Genomic DNA, 15,738 nt, shown 5'->3' on the forward strand with positions numbered 1-15,738 from the left:
AACGGAGTTAATTCCTTTAAAATTTTTTCATGATAAAAGGTATAATTACATTACCCATTAAATTATACTAATAAAAGTGCCATTTAGCTATATGATTTTTTCATAGAGTAAGCTAACGATTTTTTTAATATTTATTTCACAGGCAGAAACAACTTAGGACTTATTTTTATACAATAATGATATGTTAAATTTAAAAATATAAAGGAGTGTATCAGTATGAATGACAAAAAAGATGTTTTAGATAATGGTCCTTTTTTTCATGGTACTAAAGCAGAACTAAAACTTGGAGATTTATTAGAACCACAACACTTATCAAATTACCAGGATAAAAAATCAAACTATATTTATTTTACTGGAACATTAAATGCTGCTAAATGGGGTGCTGAATTAGCGAAATCTAACTCAAAGGAAAGAATTTACATTATAGAACCATTAGGTGAATTTGAAAATGACCCGAACTTAACTGACAAAAGATTTCCTGGAAATCCAACACGTTCTTATAGGTCTAAATCTCCTTTGAAAATAATAGCCGAATTAGGTTCATGGGAAAGACATTCCGATGAAGAAATAAATCATATGCTTTCATCTTTAAAAAAGTTAAGTGAAGAAGGAAAAAATGTAATATACGATTAATCCATAAATATACAATTCACAACATTGCAAGGCTTCTTTTTATGTTGTAAAATCAACATTATTCTTCTACATAGCCTAAAATAAAAGTGGAGGATAGGTGCATAATTTTTTGAATGAGAAAAGGTAAAGAAAAAGGGTAACGAGAATTAACCAATTACCCCTAAATTAATAACTATTTCATTACCTACTATCCGTCAATGCCCGTGCTAGATAGTATATCAAGGTATTATATAAAAAAAAGGAGTTTTTATGACATACATTCACACTTATAAAACCATTGGAAATACTCATTCTAGAGGGGGATAAGGTTAATTTTGAAAGGCAAGAATATGACATTGCCTAAATACAAATCATACTGTTTTGGCAACGGGTATGTAGAAATCCTATAATAGGGAAGATGTTGTCTTCCCTCTAAGTAGTTAAATAAAAGATGAAAGCTAGGAAGGCGGCCCAATCAGGGTCGCTTTCTCAGAAGGAAAAAAGTAATTACACTCTTTTATTAATTTCATCTGTTATTAATGATTTTGAAATATACATCGCTTCTATTATATTCTTAAAGCGGGTGTGATGAGAGGTGCCCTCCGCAAATTTTAGCTGAGCTTTTTCACATTTGCTGATAACTGAAGATACGGGGCGTAGTGCTTCTATCAATTCTTCTTTTGTATATTTGTCCATAACATTTTCATCCGTTATTAATGATTTTGAAATATACATTGCTTTTATCCTGTTCTTAAGGAGTGTGTGATGAGAGGTACCCTCCGCAAATTTTAGCTGCATTTTTTCGCATTTACTGATAGTTGAAGATACAATTTGTAGCGCTTCTACCAATTCTTCTCTTGTATATTTGTCCATAGCATTTCACCTCAAGTTCATATTTATCTGGCTTGTATTACAATACAATTATTCTGTACTTCATATCCTTATTATATATATTTATGAATTATAATTACATAAAAAATATGAATTAAAATTTTTGCCTGAAAAGTACTATAAAAAATGGTGCAGAAAGAGAGATAAAGATCACAGCTTCATTAGGTTAGTATCAAATCTTTAAGGTTGATTTAAGGTATATGCCTTATGATTTAAATATGACATGAAGAGATAATGCTATCTGATAAAAATATATGATTATTATTGATTATACGAGGAGTGTTAAAATATGAAAAGAAAAATGATTAAAACCATAAGCGCTATTACCATGACCTTATTACTTAGCGTATCTGCTGTGGGATGCACTAAGGCACAAGTCGGCAGTGGCAATGCTGCAACTACTCAAACAACAACCACTGAAACAGCAAGCACTAAAGCCGCATCAAGCGGAACGTCAGCGTCTGAAGCTTCAGCCCTTGATACATCACAATTATTCAGTGATAGGGATTTGGAACAGTCGGTGGACCTTGCAGCTGCAACACAAATCAAATTGGAAAGTAATAAAGATGTGACACTGAATAAAGAGGGTGTTTATGTCTTAAGTGGTGATGTAAAAAATGTGACAGTTGTAGTTGAAGCTCCCGAGGATGCAAAAGTTCAAATAGTCCTAAATGGCGTCAACATAACAAATGAAGATTCGCCAGCAATTTATGTGAAAGCAGCGGATAAAGTATTTGTTACATCCACTGACAGTAAGAACCATATGGAGGTTTCAGGAAGCTATGTAGCAGATGGAGAGACCAATTTAGATGCAGTTATTTTCTCTAAAGCAGATATGACACTTAATGGAACCGGAACTTTAGAAATTGTATCTAGCAATGGTAATGGTATTTCTTCAAAGGATGATCTGAAAATTACTGGAGGCGTTTATAACATTAAGTCATCTGCAGATGCTATAGAGGCAAAGGATGCAATTCTTATCAATGGTGGAGATATTACCATAGATACTGGTAAGGATGCTCTGCATAGCGAAAATGATGAGGATGCTTCACTTGGATATATTTACATCAAAAACGGTACATTGAATATCACAGCTGCTGATGATGCAATCCGTGCCAACAGCATTGTTCAAATAGATGGCGGTACTATCAATATAAAGACCTGTGAAGAAGGCATCGAGGGAAACAATATTAAGATAAACGATGGTCAAATCACTTTGTATGCGAAGAATGATGGCATAAATGCCGCATCAAAAGTTAATAATAATGTGGCGATTGAAGTAAATGGCGGTACAATTAATGTAAGTATGGGTAGTGGTGATACGGACGGATTTGATTCAAACGGCAATATTTATATAAATGGAGGAACAATTGCTGTAGAGGCAACTTCAGCCTTTGACTCTGATGGTACAGCTGAATTAAATGGTGGAAATGTTACAGTCAACGGAGAGAAAATCACTCAAATCACCCAATCACAAATGGGGGGCAGAGGAAAGCATAAAGAGTTAGGAGCGGAATCATTATAAAGCAGGTATTTTCCCTCGGAGAAATCCGAGGGATTTTAATTGGTTAACGTATAAAGTTAGTAACAGCTCTAGCTTCTTTTTCTGGAAGATTAACTCCAGCTTCTTTGCCTGCATTTATACAGTTTAAAAGCCAAGCCATGTTTCTGCCTAGCACTCTCATTGTTTGCATTCCTTCAAGATCTTGCTCAACTTCCTCAGGAGTATTTCCATGAACCATATTCCAGTATTGAGAAGATACAATAGGCATATTTGAAATAGTAAAATATTTATTCAATTGTTCAAAAGCTGCTGTAGAACCGCCACGTCTACAACTTACAATAGCAGCACCAGGTTTGTATTGGAAACTACCTCCAGCATAGAAGAATCTGTCTAGAAAAGATGTTATCTGGCCAGATGCAGCTGCATAATGTACAGGAGAACCAAAAACAAAACCATCAGCCTCTTTAGCTTTTTCTAAAGCAATATTTACGGTATCATCATTAAATACGCAGAGACCATTAGTGTTAGAACAGCCGTTACAGGCCATACAACCACGAATAGGCTTGGTTCCAACATGAAAAATTTCTGTTTCGATGCCGTTACTTTCTAATTCTTTTGCAACTTCATTTAAGGCAGTATAGGTACAGCCTTTAGCTTTAGGACTTCCATTGATAAGTAATACTTTCATTTATTATACCTCACTTTAATTTTAGTTACGCTGTTGATATTATTTTTAATGTATGTTATTATTCTAAAATATAAGTGTTACCGTTACAAGTACACACATTTTGGTATCATAGTATCTAAAAAGATACTTTAAAAATGAAAATTAATAACATATAGGAACCTTATTGGAGAAATCTAATATGGTTTTTTAGCTCATAATATTATTTTTGTTTTTATTGAAGGTATAATAACAGTTGATAATATATGGTATAATATACCTACAGTTAAAACTAAAGCTATAGACCATAAATTTTTCAGTGCTTAAAAATGGAAAATCATATAGGACCATGATAATGGTAAATTAGAAACCAGGAGATTAGATATGAGATTGTTAGGGATCAATCAGTATTTGAGAAGCATAGAACTTAAAAGAGATAAAATAGAATCTTTTTCAAAATATCCATTTTGTTTATCTGTAATAAAAAGTTTATCAAATCTAAATTTTCATCCCAAAGTAACATACATAATAGGAGAAAATGGATCTGGCAAGTCTACAATTTTGGAAGCAATTGCTGCGGCTTATGGATTTAATCCTGAAGGTGGAACTAAAAATTTTAATTTTTCCTCAAATGATACCCATTCGGAACTACAAAATTATATTAAATTAATAAAAGGGATAAAGAAGCCTAGTGATGGTTTTTTTCTTAGAGCAGAAAGTTTTTATAATTTTGCTACAAATGTAGAGCAGCTCAATAGGGAAGTGCCGGGACTTTTTGCTTCTTATGGTGGACGATCATTACATGAACAATCCCATGGAGAATCTTTTTTCGCAGTTTTTATGAATAGATTTAGAGGGAATGGATTATATATACTTGATGAACCTGAAGCAGCATTATCACCTTCAAGGCAAATGGCCATGATTTCAAGAATGCATGATTTAGTTGAGCAGGATTCTCAATTTATAATTGCAACTCATTCACCTATTATAATGGCATATCCTGATTCGATTATATATGAGATAAAGGATGAAATTAAGGTTGTCAGTTATGAAGAAACAGAACATTATCAAGTTGTGAAAAGTTTTTTGAATAACACTGAAGGGATGTTAAATATACTTTTTGGAAAAAAGTAAAAAGATCAGTATGCTACACTTCATATGTATGACAGGTAAATAAAGGGATGTTTCATTTTTCATTGAAAATGCTTGTACAATAATTTAAAATTATACATATATTTTTCATTAACTCACAAGGAGACATGTTATATGCTTTCTAAAACAAGTATAATTAAATATAGTATAGTGTTAATTGCGATTACTGCAGGGCTTTTCTTTTCGTTATCGGGACATGCTCCCTCAAAAACTATGTCAGCCTCAAAATCTGCTGATACTGCTTCTGTTGAGGTCAACGGACCTGTTTCAAAAACTAGGTCGTCTGATAACTCTAATAATACTGCTTCTGCTACTGTTCAGGCTAATGCAGCTGTTTCAAAAGCCGAGGTGCAAGCTGCTGCTGTCAAATCTGAATTGAACAATTATGTGCTGAAAGTTATACCTGCTTATAAGGGTGGCAAATATCCTTATCTTTTAAATAGCGATTATAATCATTATAACGGAGTAACTGAAAATATTATTTATCAAGGTTCTGTTATTGCAAAGGCTAACCCGGATGGAAGCAAGTCGAGCCATTGTGTAGGATTAACCTATGAGGTTTTCTTTAAGGCAATGGAAGAAAGAAATAAAGAAGCAGGGATATCTCCAGGTAACTTTAATAACATGACTATAAATAATATGAAGGACTTTATGCTGACCTGGTATAATGCAAAAGGAACACCTAAGTCAGCAGGTGACCAACTTGCAGGTGCAATTGTTAAATATGGACTTGGATCTCAAATTAAAAGACTTGAGGATGCCAAAGAGGGAGACTTTATTGATTTTAGCAGAACAAAATCAGGACACACTGCTGTATTTATTAATTGGTTAAAGGATGACAAGGGTAATATAGTAGGTTTTAAGTACTGGTCAACTCAAGAGTCTACCAACGGAATTGCTTATAAGGAGGAATACTTTAGTGATAATCCACAAGGAACCTTCAAGGGCACTGTAAATAGAAATCAGCTGTATATTGGCAGGGTTGGGCCAATTGTAGATTATAGATCCTTCTAAGTATAATCTATACATAAAAGCATTTGTCAGCAAAGACATATGCTTTTAATATGAAACATGTGATATCTTATTAGCTGAGATGTCACATGTTTTATTATTTACCTAATTACAAACAAGATTTATTGGTGTATTATAGTATTTATTGAAAAAGCTTAGAATGTGACGGTCGTTAAGCATAATACATAAAGAAAAGCTATGTGCATGTACATAACTGACGGTAATTCTTCGCATAATATTTCCTATGGAATTCCATAGCTTAACAGGAGGAAAAAAATCATGTCTAATAGACTAAAGATACCCTTTGATTATAAAACAAAAGAAGAGTTTCCAACTAAATTGATGGATTGGATTGGTGATGTTTTTTACGATATTCTTCCGGAACACGGATATGAGATACGTGAGGAACAAATATATACTGCATTTCAGCTTGCAGGTGCAGTTTGTGATAAAAAAGTTCATCTGGCTGAGGCTGAGGTCGGTACGGGTAAGACCTTCGCCTACTTACTCACAGCAATTGCCTATGCCCGTTTTAGCGGAAAACCTGTAGTAATTGCATGTGCCTCAACAGCACTTCAGGAGCAGCTAGCAGGGCCAAAGGGAGATATTCAAACCCTTTCCCGCGTACTGGGATTAGAAATAGATGCACGAATGGCAAAGGATCCTCGTCAGTATATTTGTGATGAGAGAGTTAGTGGAGCTGGGGGAGTGTTTGGCGATACTACAGGCTCTGATGAGATTAATCAATGGTTAGCGAATACTACAAAGGGTGAACGCTCTGAAATGCCCCATATATCCGATCGTGTGTGGAGACAGATTGGATGGGATGAGACTATGTCTTGTGATGCCTGTTCCAGAAGAGGATTTTGCAAGCTTGTTAAGGCAAGGGAACATTACAGGCCTGCTAGGGATTTAATTATCGCTGATCATGGAATCTTTTTTGAGGACCTATGGACACGGGATGAAAGAATTGCTGATGGTAAAATGCCTATCCTTCCCAATTACTCGCTGGTGATTTTTGATGAAGGGCATAAAGTTATGCTGCCGGCAGCCATGCGTGCAGGAAGAAAAATTGATAAGGAGGATATTGATAATATTATCCTTTCAATAGAAGAAATCCAGGGAGCAAGAACGTCACTTGTTACAATTGCAGTTGCATTGGAACAGGCCTCTTCTAAATTTTTTGAAATACTTAATCACTGTGTAATTGATGATGAGCAATCGGAGCGTTTGGCGATTCGTATAGATGATGAACTGCTTAAAGCAGCTGATACTTTTCATAAGGCATTAGATCAGTTGCTGTTAGAGATACAAATTGAGGAAGAGTTATATATAGAAGCTCTGCCGGAAAGCACGCTGCGTACCTTTGAAATTCAAATAGAAAGATCAATTACGGCCTTAGCTAGGTTTAGCAGGAATAAAAGCAGAGAGGTTATTACCTGGGTAGATAAAGCAGATGGCAGCTTTTGGGTAGTTCCTCGCAATTTGAGCAATATGCTGGATAAACATTTGTTTCAGAAGAAGTTCCCTGTGGTGTTTACTTCTGGAACCTTAAGTAATGAGGGTGATTTTGGTTATTTTATTCGGACTCTTGGCTTAAGAGAACCATCCAGATCTACTGTTGGAAGTCCCTTTGATATTGAGGATCAGGCGGTTGTTTACTTGAAAAACTCCTCGGCGGAGGACTCTGGTGATGCCAAGCTTTCAAGTAAAATTAAACAGTTGATATCTTTGCTGAAAGAAAATGGAGGAAGAGCTCTAGTACTTGCTAACTCCTTGAATGAAGTCAGGAAAATAAGAAAAAAAATTAGTAGTTATCAGTTGCCTTTTGAAGTTTTATGGGAGGATGAAGGTGAGAGGGGATACCTTGTGCAAAAATTTCGCGAGGAAGTATCATCTGTATTAGTCGGTGCTAACTTTTGGGAGGGAATTGATGTGCCTGGAGAGTCTCTATCTCTCGTTGTAGTTTGGCAGCTTCCTTTTCCATCACTAGATCCTTTAATTGAAATGAGGCGTAAAGAAGCAGAAGAAGAGGGGCTGAACCCACTTGTAGCTGTAGATTATCCTGAAATGGGATTGAAGTTAAAACAAGGCTGCGGCAGATTAATCAGAACCAAGGATGACCGGGGAGCAATAGCCGTCATGGAGCCAGTAATAGGAACCCCATGGGAAAAGGTAGTTATGGGGGCTCTACCTCGAGAAGCTAAAATCAAAACAATGGAACATAGGGAGATTTAATAAGGAGTGTTTTTGTGTCGTAATTCAAAAATATGTACTATATACCGTATTATTCAAATATCAGAATAAGTAGTTAATCTTTAAATAATCATAAACAATCCTTGTAAATATTTACAATAGTTCGTTGATATTTTCTTAAAGTATGACGATGTAAAAGTATTCCAACCATGATACCATTAATATTGAATGGGATTAATATTAACTTATAAAGCTGTAGTTATGGATATTAAAATCAATGAGAAACTATACAATAAAAGCAAATGTTATATGTATTCATATTATTTTAAATAGTGGGGTGAGAAATATATGAAAAATGGTGAGGAACTATACAATGAACATTTAGATCGTTACATGAAAACCGTGGAGTTTAAGAAAACAGATAGGACACCGGTAATGTTTAATGCGGATTCTTTCTGCGCAAAACATATGGGTGTAAAGCTTTCAGATTTTGTTTCAAGTCTTCAGTTATCTTGTAATACAATCTTTAAGTCTGTTTCACAATTTGGAGATGTAGATGGATGTGCCAACACTGTTGCAAATCCACTTATGTTTTCGCTCGGATTATTGTCACATGTTAAACTACCAGGAAAAGAACTTTCAGAAAATGAAATGTGGCAGGTTGTTGAAGCAGAAAACTTAAATGTTGATGATTATGATACTATTCTTAGCAAAGGATGGAACAATTTTTTACAGGACTTTTTGGTGAGCAGACTAAAGGTTGATTTTGATACAGTAAAGGCTACTATGGATCTCCAACCAATAGCAGCTAAAAAATTCGAGGATGCAGGTTATATTGCCCCTATGTCTGCTTTTATGGGAAATGTTACAGAACATATTAGCTTCGGACGTTCATTGCCTAAATTTATTAGAGATTTGTACAAAATGCCGGATAAAGTTGAAGCTGTACTGGATGTTATACAGGAAGAAGAAATTGCACAGCTAAAGGAGCAGCTAAAGGCAGCAAAAGAAGCAAAAAAACAGCCTCCAATAATGTTAGGCGGTTCCTGTCGCGGAGCAAGTGAATTTTTTACACCTAAGCTCTGGGAGAGATTTATATGGAGATATATGAAAGAAACAACTGATGTTGCTATTGAAGCTGGATTTAAAGTTATGTTTCACGTGGATTCCAATTGGACAAGGGATTTAGAATATTTTACTGCATTCCCTAAGGGATCATGTATCTTTGAGTCTGATGGTGTAACAAATAAGGAAAAATTCCTAAAAGTACTAGGTGGACGTATGTGTTTCAAAGGAGATGTACCTGCTGGTATGCTTGCCCTTGCTACTCCAGATGAGGTATATAATTACTGCACTAAACTGATTAATGAATTTGGAGGAACAGGCCTAATTCTTTCTTCAGGTTGTACAATACCGTCTAATGCAAAAGTTGAAAATGTACAAGCGATGATATGTGCTGCTACAGGAAAATAACTCACAATGAGGGGAATTCGTGTGGCAGGTATAGATATTTAAAGATTATAACAAGGATAACTAATAAGAGCTAACAAATTTGTTGGCTCTTATTAGTCATTGGATAAAGTTAGTTTTGATTCTATTTCTTAATTCAACCAAATAAGAATATTATTTGTAAGTAATACAAACAATAGTTTATAAATCACAATATAGGGGTGGCGTTCTTAGGTATGAATAGTAATAACTATTTAGGATATAGCCTTACTAAATCACTTCAACTTAATATTGATATGTTTAAAGAGATGTTTTCTAATGATGACACAGTTGTTTTCAGGGAGATTGAAAGTAAGCAGGATGCTGATCTAAAATGTTGTGTGATTTTTATAAAAGGCATGGCTAACAAAGACATTATTGATGAGCATATTATTCAGCCGATTATAGACATAAATTTAAAAGATCTAAAGCAAAGTGGAGCAGCAAATCAGGATAATAATATAGATATAATAATTAAAAAGGTTCTGCTATCCAGTTCAGTAAAAAAGCAAACAAAAATAGATGACCTGATTTTACCTTTACTCTATGGAGATACAATTCTATTAATAGAAGGATCCCTAGAAGTAATTCTTGTGGAAACAAAGGCTTTGCCTGAAAGAGGAATTGAGGAACCAGATTCTGAAAGAGTTGTAAAAGGTTCAAAAGAAGGCTTTAATGAAATGATGATAACTAATTTAGCCCTGATAAGAAAGAGATTGAGAACTTACAATCTTAAGTTTTCCTTTAAAGAAGTTGGAACCATAACGAAGACTAAACTGAGTGTATGCTACATAGATGGAATAGTGAATGAAAAAATACTGCAGGAACTTATGAAAAGGCTTGATAATATAGATACTGACGGAATTATAACTTCTGAAGCTGTTGACGAATTTATAAAGGATGCACCTAGGTCTCTGTTTAAGACTATAGGAAATACAGAGAGGCCGGATGTAGCAGTTGGAAAGCTATTAGAAGGAAGAATAGTAATAGTTGTAGATGGTACTCCTTTTGTTTTAACGCTGCCCTTTATTTTTATGGAATACTATCAATCAGCAGAGGATTATACAAATAACTATATATTTGCTTCCCTTAACAGAATACTTAGAATGATGGCCTTTTTCCTTGGAGTAAGTATACCGGCTTTATATGTTGCAGTAACTACATATCATCAGGAGCTCATTCCGACTGCTCTTCTCTTGAGCATATCCACTGCTAGGGAGGGAATACCTTTTCCAACTGTAGTTGAAGCCTTAATCATGCTTATGGGATTTACAACTCTTAGAGAGGCAGGGGTAAGACTTCCACAGGCAATAGGACAGTCACTAAGCATTGTTGGAGCTTTAGTACTTGGGGAAGCAGCGGTAAATGCCCGAATAATAAGTGCTCCAATGGTAATTGTTATTGCAATGACGGGAATTTCATCTTTTTTAGTACCTAAGTTAATTGCGGGTTTTGAGATTGTCAGGTTGATATTTTTACTATTGTCTTCTTACTGGGGCCTCTTTGGATATATGTATGGAGTAATTGGCCTCTTTATTTATCTATTTTCTTTGAGGTCCTTCGGAGTTCCCTATATGCTCTACTCTTCAGCTGTGACTTCAGAAGACATAAAGGATACTACCTTAAGGCTGCCAGTTTGGGCTATGAAGAACAGGCCTAGACTAATAAGCAAAAACAAAAAGCGTCAAAGTTAAGGAGGAATATATTTTGAAGCAAAAGCTATTAATTACAATTATTATAGTTTTTAATATATTATTCTTAAGCGGATGCTGGAATTACAGAGAAGTTAACAGGCTTGCTATAGTTGGGGGACTGGCAATAGATAAAGATGAGGCTTTAGGTGGATATAAACTGACAATAGAGGTAATGAAGTCAGTGCCAGGAGATACCGGAGGAGGTAGGGTTCAGTCTGACATTTATGAAATTAGAGGAAAAACTATATTTGACGCCGTAAGAAACTTTGTCATTAAGTTAGGAAGGAGGACTTATTGGTCTCATGCTAAAGTGGTGATAATAGATAGCAATATTGCTGAGAAAGATATAGTACCAGTACTGGATTGGTTATATAGGGACGCTGGGATTAGGCGGGATATATATATTTTAATATCCAAAGGACACACTGCAGGGGAATTATTAAAAACTGATACTGGTTTGGATGACACTACTTCCTTTCACTTAGTTTCCATACTGCAATCCCAAAAGTCTATTTATAAGTATCCTGAAACAGAGCTTTGGCAAGTAGTAGAAGTAATCTCTCGTAAAGAGAAATCAATACTTGTACCAATTGTTCAGCTTGCTGAAGGAGAAAGAAAACCCTCTGAAGTGAGGGGAAGTGCAATATTTCAAGGGGATAAGGTTATTGGTTATTTAAATGAGGAAGATACTAGAAATGTACTGTGGATAAATGGGGAATTAAAACAAGGATTGTTTGTGGTAAAAAATATTGAGAACACAAATAATGATATAACTTTTGAAGTATTTAATAATAAAGTAAAACCTAAAGTAGAAATTGACGGAGATAATGTTAAAGTGGAAGTGAAAATTAAGACAATAGTCAATATAGCTGAACTTTCAGGAGAATTGAACTTTCAGAATGAGAATATTAGAAAAAGGATAGAAGAATCTGGAGCAGAGGCTTTAAAAAAGAGTTTAACCGGCACCGTGAAAAAACTTCAGAAAGATTATGGAAAGGATGTATTTAAGTTTAGCACCGCTTTAGAGATACAGCAGCAAAAGACGTGGAAAAAGCTTAAACCTAAATGGGAGGAAGAGTTCAGATTAGCAGAAGTAAATGTTGAAGTTGACATGCATATAAAGGGAAGTGCAGTAGCTTCAAAAGCTATTAAGGGAGAATAAAGTATGGCTGTATTATTAATTATTACAGGATATCTAATAATAATTTCAATAGAGATACCTATGCTCCTTAGCAAAAATAAAAATAAGCGTCTAATAATGTATTATATTGTTTTTATGATTATAAGCAGTACAATAAGCATATTTATTGTAACAAAGGAAGGAATCCCAAGCATAGCTGAAGTTATTACAAAAATATTATCACCAATTATAAGAAAATAGGTAGGATGAGTGTAAGATGGATAAGCAAGTTATTTCAGATAAACAGGGCGTAACCTTAATGGTAATGTTTATATGGGGCAGTACATTAATTATGGGCACTGCAGGGGAGGCTAAAAAGTATATGTGGCTTGCTATAATCTTAGGAATGGCAGAAGCTTCTTTAGTTATGATACTTTACTGCAAGATAATAAATAGTACTTCCTGCAGCAATATATTTGATATAAATGAAGTTGCATTTGGCAGAATTGCAGGGAGTGCTTTAAACATTTTATACATATGGTTTGTTTACATTCTGGGGTCTATGGTTTTAAATAATTTTACTGAATTTATAAACATAGTAGGATTGCCGGATAGTCCTAGAATATATGGAATAATACCTATAGTAATTCTAAGTATATGGGGGGTAAAATCTGGAGTTGAAGTCTTGGGAAGGTGGTCGGAGTTTTTTATAATCATACTTCTTATAATAATGTTTGCTACCACTGTATTATCTATTCCCAGCATGGATATTAGCAGGATACGTCCCATTATACCAAGCGAAATTAAACCTATATTAAAGGGTGCCACTTCAGCATTTAGCTTTCCCTTTGCAGAATCCGTTGTTTTTATTATGATTTCATCTTCTTTTAGAAATAAGAAATCTCCTTATAAGATATATTTATTAGGACTTTTGATATCAGGTTTAATGATATCTAATTTTGCTTTAAGAAATGTATTGGTTATTGGTGCGGAAACTCTTTCACAAAGCTATTTTCCTTCCTATACAGCACTATCTATTATAAGGGTGGGAGAGTTTGTTCAAAGAATAGAAACAGCAGTTACTGTGAGCTTTTTACTTACAGGTTTTGTAAAGATAAGTATATGTATAATGGCTTCCTGTAATGGATTAGCTAAGCTCTTCAAATTTGAGAATTACGATATTCTTGTTACTCCTGTTTCTTTAACTATGTTTGCTACATCTTTTATAGTTTATGATAGTATACTGGAAGCAGGAAAGTTTATTCAAGAGGTGTTACCTTACTATACCATAATATTTCAGCTAATATTACCTCTTGTAACGTATATTGGGATAAAGGTTAGAGAAAAATCTGCTAAGGGAAAAACTACATGAGGTAAGTGAAGGCCAACGCTCCAAAAGGCGTGGCCAAAAGCCACGCCTATTTTATTTATTCAATTCTGCCTTAAATGCAGTTATATATTCTTTTATCGTATCAATATTATAGTTGCTTTTTTCCATGATATTTATAAAATGTGACCCAACAATACATCCATCAATAATATCTATATACTTCTCTACATCTTTTGCTGTACGAATACCAAATCCCATCATAACTGGTATTTTTGATATGCCTTTAACTTCTTCAAGATAATTTTTTATCTCTTTATGGAAGGTTGCATCTTGTCCTGTTACTCCCATAGAAGAAACACAATATACAAATCCCTTCGCCTCATTTACAATCATTGGAATTCTCTCTTTTGAAACAGGTGAAACCAGTGGAATTAAATATGGTACATTTTCTTTTTTATCTATGAATTCCTTTATTTCAAAGGTTTCTTCAAAGGGAAGGTCTGGAATAATCATTCCGTCAACACCACATTCTATACATTTATTTATAAAGTTTTCAACACCATAATATAAAATTGTATTGTAATATAACATAAATATAATAGGAACTTCACAGTCTTTTCGAACTTCCGCTACAAGTTCAAATACTCCTTTAAGGTTTGTTCCCTTTTGAATAGATTTATAAGAAGCCTCCTGAATCACAGGACCATCAGCTGTTGGATCTGAAAATGGGATGCCAAGTTCAACAATATCAATGCCTGCTTCTGCTTGAATTTTTATAATTTCACCTGTTTTTTTCATATCAGGAAGTCCAGCTGTCATATAGGTAATAAAAGCTTTTTTATTTTCTTTTTCTAATTCTTTAAGTCTTTTTTCAATCCTATTCATCTAAATCACCTCTATCTTCAATGTATTTTGCAATTGTACTAACATCCTTATCGCCACGGCCTGACAAACAAAGTATTACAATATCATCACTTGTAAGAGTTTTGCAAAGCTTAGGCAGATATGCTAATGCATGGGCACTTTCAATTGCTGGTATAATTCCTTCTAGTCTGCATAATTCTAAAAGTGCTTCCATTGCCTGTGTATCTGTCACACTATCATAGGTAACACGTCCTATACTATCAAGGTAAGCGTGTTCTGGCCCTATTCCTGGATAATCAAGTCCTGCTGAAATAGAATATGCTAAATTAATATTCCCGTTTTCATCCTGTAAAAGATATGATCTCATGCCATGTAGTACCCCAACCCTTTTTTCTGACATTGCTGCTGCATGCTCTCCTGTTTCTATTCCTTTTCCTGCTGCTTCAACGCCATGTAATTTTACAGCTGGGTCATCAATAAATTCAGCAAACATTCCAATTGAATTAGATCCTCCTCCGCAGCAGGCTACAACAGCTGAAGGCAATCTTCCTTCCTTTTCTAAAATTTGCTTTTTAGCTTCTTTACTAATAATGCTTTGGAAGTTCTTAACTATTTCAGGATAGGGATGTGGTCCCAGTGCAGAACCCAAAACATAAAAGGTATCCTCTGCTTCCTTTGACCAAGTTCTAATGGCCTCATTTGTTGCATCTTTTAAGGTATTACTTCCAGAGGTTACTGGAACAACTGTTGCACCAAGCATTTCCATTCTTAAAACATTAAGCTTTTGTCTCTCAATATCCTCTGTTCCCATATATACCTTACATTTCATATCGAATAGTGCAGCACCTGTTGCAGTAGCAACACCATGTTGTCCAGCACCTGTTTCTGCAATAACTTTCTTCTTTCCCATACGTTTTGCTAAAAGAATTTGTCCAATAACATTATTAATCTTATGAGCACCTGTATGGTTTAAATCTTCTCTTTTAAGATATATTTTAGGACCATATTTTGAACTGAGTTTCGAAGCAAAATATAAAGGATTTTCCCTTCCTACATAGTCCTTCATATAATAATTGTATTCTTCCCAGAACTTAGGGTCATTTATAGCTTCATTATAAGCAGCCTCCAGCTCTTTTAAAGTATTCATAAGAGATTCAGAAACATATTGTCCACCGAATTCTCCATATTTTTTATTTTGCATAGTTTTCATTC

14 protein-coding genes are annotated in these 15,738 nt (G+C 34.6%); 10 read left to right on the top strand and 4 right to left on the bottom strand.

Annotated features, from left to right (window positions below; genetic code table 11):
• Positions 1-216: 216 nt before the first annotated feature.
• The gene (gene arr / locus CLMAG_RS26540) at positions 217-633 is read left to right on the top strand and encodes an NAD(+)--rifampin ADP-ribosyltransferase (protein ID WP_066630001.1); all 417 of its coding nucleotides are present in this window, start codon (positions 217-219) and stop codon (positions 631-633) included.
• A 486-nt stretch (positions 634-1,119) separates the two neighbouring features.
• Here the strand turns inward: arr and CLMAG_RS26545 are convergent, their stop codons facing one another.
• Positions 1,120-1,485, bottom strand: coding sequence for a hypothetical protein (locus tag CLMAG_RS26545; protein WP_066630002.1), 366 nt, complete (start codon positions 1,483-1,485; stop codon positions 1,120-1,122).
• A 307-nt stretch (positions 1,486-1,792) separates the two neighbouring features.
• On the opposite strand from CLMAG_RS26545, the gene CLMAG_RS26550 reads away from it, so the two are divergent.
• On the top strand, positions 1,793-3,028 hold the full coding sequence (locus CLMAG_RS26550) for a carbohydrate-binding domain-containing protein (protein ID WP_066630003.1): 1,236 nt from the start codon (positions 1,793-1,795) through the stop codon (positions 3,026-3,028).
• 43 nt (positions 3,029-3,071) lie between these two features.
• Here CLMAG_RS26550 and CLMAG_RS26555 read toward each other — a convergent pair whose 3' ends face one another.
• The gene (locus CLMAG_RS26555) at positions 3,072-3,695 is read right to left on the bottom strand and encodes a flavodoxin family protein (protein WP_066630005.1); all 624 of its coding nucleotides are present in this window, start codon (positions 3,693-3,695) and stop codon (positions 3,072-3,074) included.
• A gap of 360 nt (positions 3,696-4,055) precedes the next feature.
• On the opposite strand from CLMAG_RS26555, the gene CLMAG_RS26560 reads away from it, so the two are divergent.
• From CLMAG_RS26560 to CLMAG_RS26595, 8 genes are all read left to right on the top strand, one after another.
• Positions 4,056-4,805, top strand: coding sequence for an AAA family ATPase (locus CLMAG_RS26560; RefSeq protein ID WP_066630008.1), 750 nt, complete (start codon positions 4,056-4,058; stop codon positions 4,803-4,805).
• A 132-nt stretch (positions 4,806-4,937) separates the two neighbouring features.
• Positions 4,938-5,837 carry a hypothetical protein gene (locus CLMAG_RS26565; protein ID WP_066630011.1) on the top strand — a complete coding sequence of 300 codons (900 nt, stop codon included), beginning with the start codon at positions 4,938-4,940 and terminating at the stop codon, positions 5,835-5,837.
• A 276-nt stretch (positions 5,838-6,113) separates the two neighbouring features.
• Positions 6,114-8,072: an ATP-dependent DNA helicase gene (locus CLMAG_RS26570; protein ID WP_066630013.1), complete on the top strand. Its 1,959-nt coding sequence runs from the start codon at positions 6,114-6,116 to the stop codon at positions 8,070-8,072.
• 306 nt (positions 8,073-8,378) lie between these two features.
• Positions 8,379-9,503 (top strand): uroporphyrinogen decarboxylase family protein, encoded by a 1,125-nt coding sequence (locus CLMAG_RS26575; protein WP_066630016.1) that lies wholly within the window; start codon positions 8,379-8,381, stop codon positions 9,501-9,503.
• A 212-nt stretch (positions 9,504-9,715) separates the two neighbouring features.
• Positions 9,716-11,212, top strand: a complete 1,497-nt coding sequence (locus tag CLMAG_RS26580; protein WP_066630020.1) for a spore germination protein — start codon at positions 9,716-9,718, stop codon at positions 11,210-11,212.
• A 13-nt stretch (positions 11,213-11,225) separates the two neighbouring features.
• Positions 11,226-12,374, top strand: a complete 1,149-nt coding sequence (locus CLMAG_RS26585; RefSeq protein ID WP_066630022.1) for a Ger(x)C family spore germination protein — start codon at positions 11,226-11,228, stop codon at positions 12,372-12,374.
• 3 nt (positions 12,375-12,377) lie between these two features.
• The gene (locus CLMAG_RS26590) at positions 12,378-12,593 is read left to right on the top strand and encodes a hypothetical protein (protein WP_066630024.1); all 216 of its coding nucleotides are present in this window, start codon (positions 12,378-12,380) and stop codon (positions 12,591-12,593) included.
• Positions 12,594-12,609: 16 nt separating this feature from the next.
• Positions 12,610-13,704 (top strand): GerAB/ArcD/ProY family transporter, encoded by a 1,095-nt coding sequence (locus CLMAG_RS26595; RefSeq protein WP_066630026.1) that lies wholly within the window; start codon positions 12,610-12,612, stop codon positions 13,702-13,704.
• 51 nt (positions 13,705-13,755) lie between these two features.
• Here the strand turns inward: CLMAG_RS26595 and trpA are convergent, their stop codons facing one another.
• Positions 13,756-14,547: a tryptophan synthase subunit alpha gene (gene trpA, locus CLMAG_RS26600; protein WP_066630028.1), complete on the bottom strand. Its 792-nt coding sequence runs from the start codon at positions 14,545-14,547 to the stop codon at positions 13,756-13,758.
• Positions 14,540-15,727 carry a tryptophan synthase subunit beta gene (gene trpB / locus CLMAG_RS26605; RefSeq protein ID WP_066630030.1) on the bottom strand — a complete coding sequence of 396 codons (1,188 nt, stop codon included), beginning with the start codon at positions 15,725-15,727 and terminating at the stop codon, positions 14,540-14,542. Before trpB ends, trpA begins: the two co-directional genes overlap by 8 nt.
• Between the last annotated feature and the right edge of the window lie 11 nt (positions 15,728-15,738).

The sequence above is a fragment of the Clostridium magnum DSM 2767 genome (assembly GCF_001623875.1).
GTDB lineage: Bacteria > Bacillota > Clostridia > Clostridiales > Clostridiaceae > Clostridium_AM > Clostridium_AM magnum.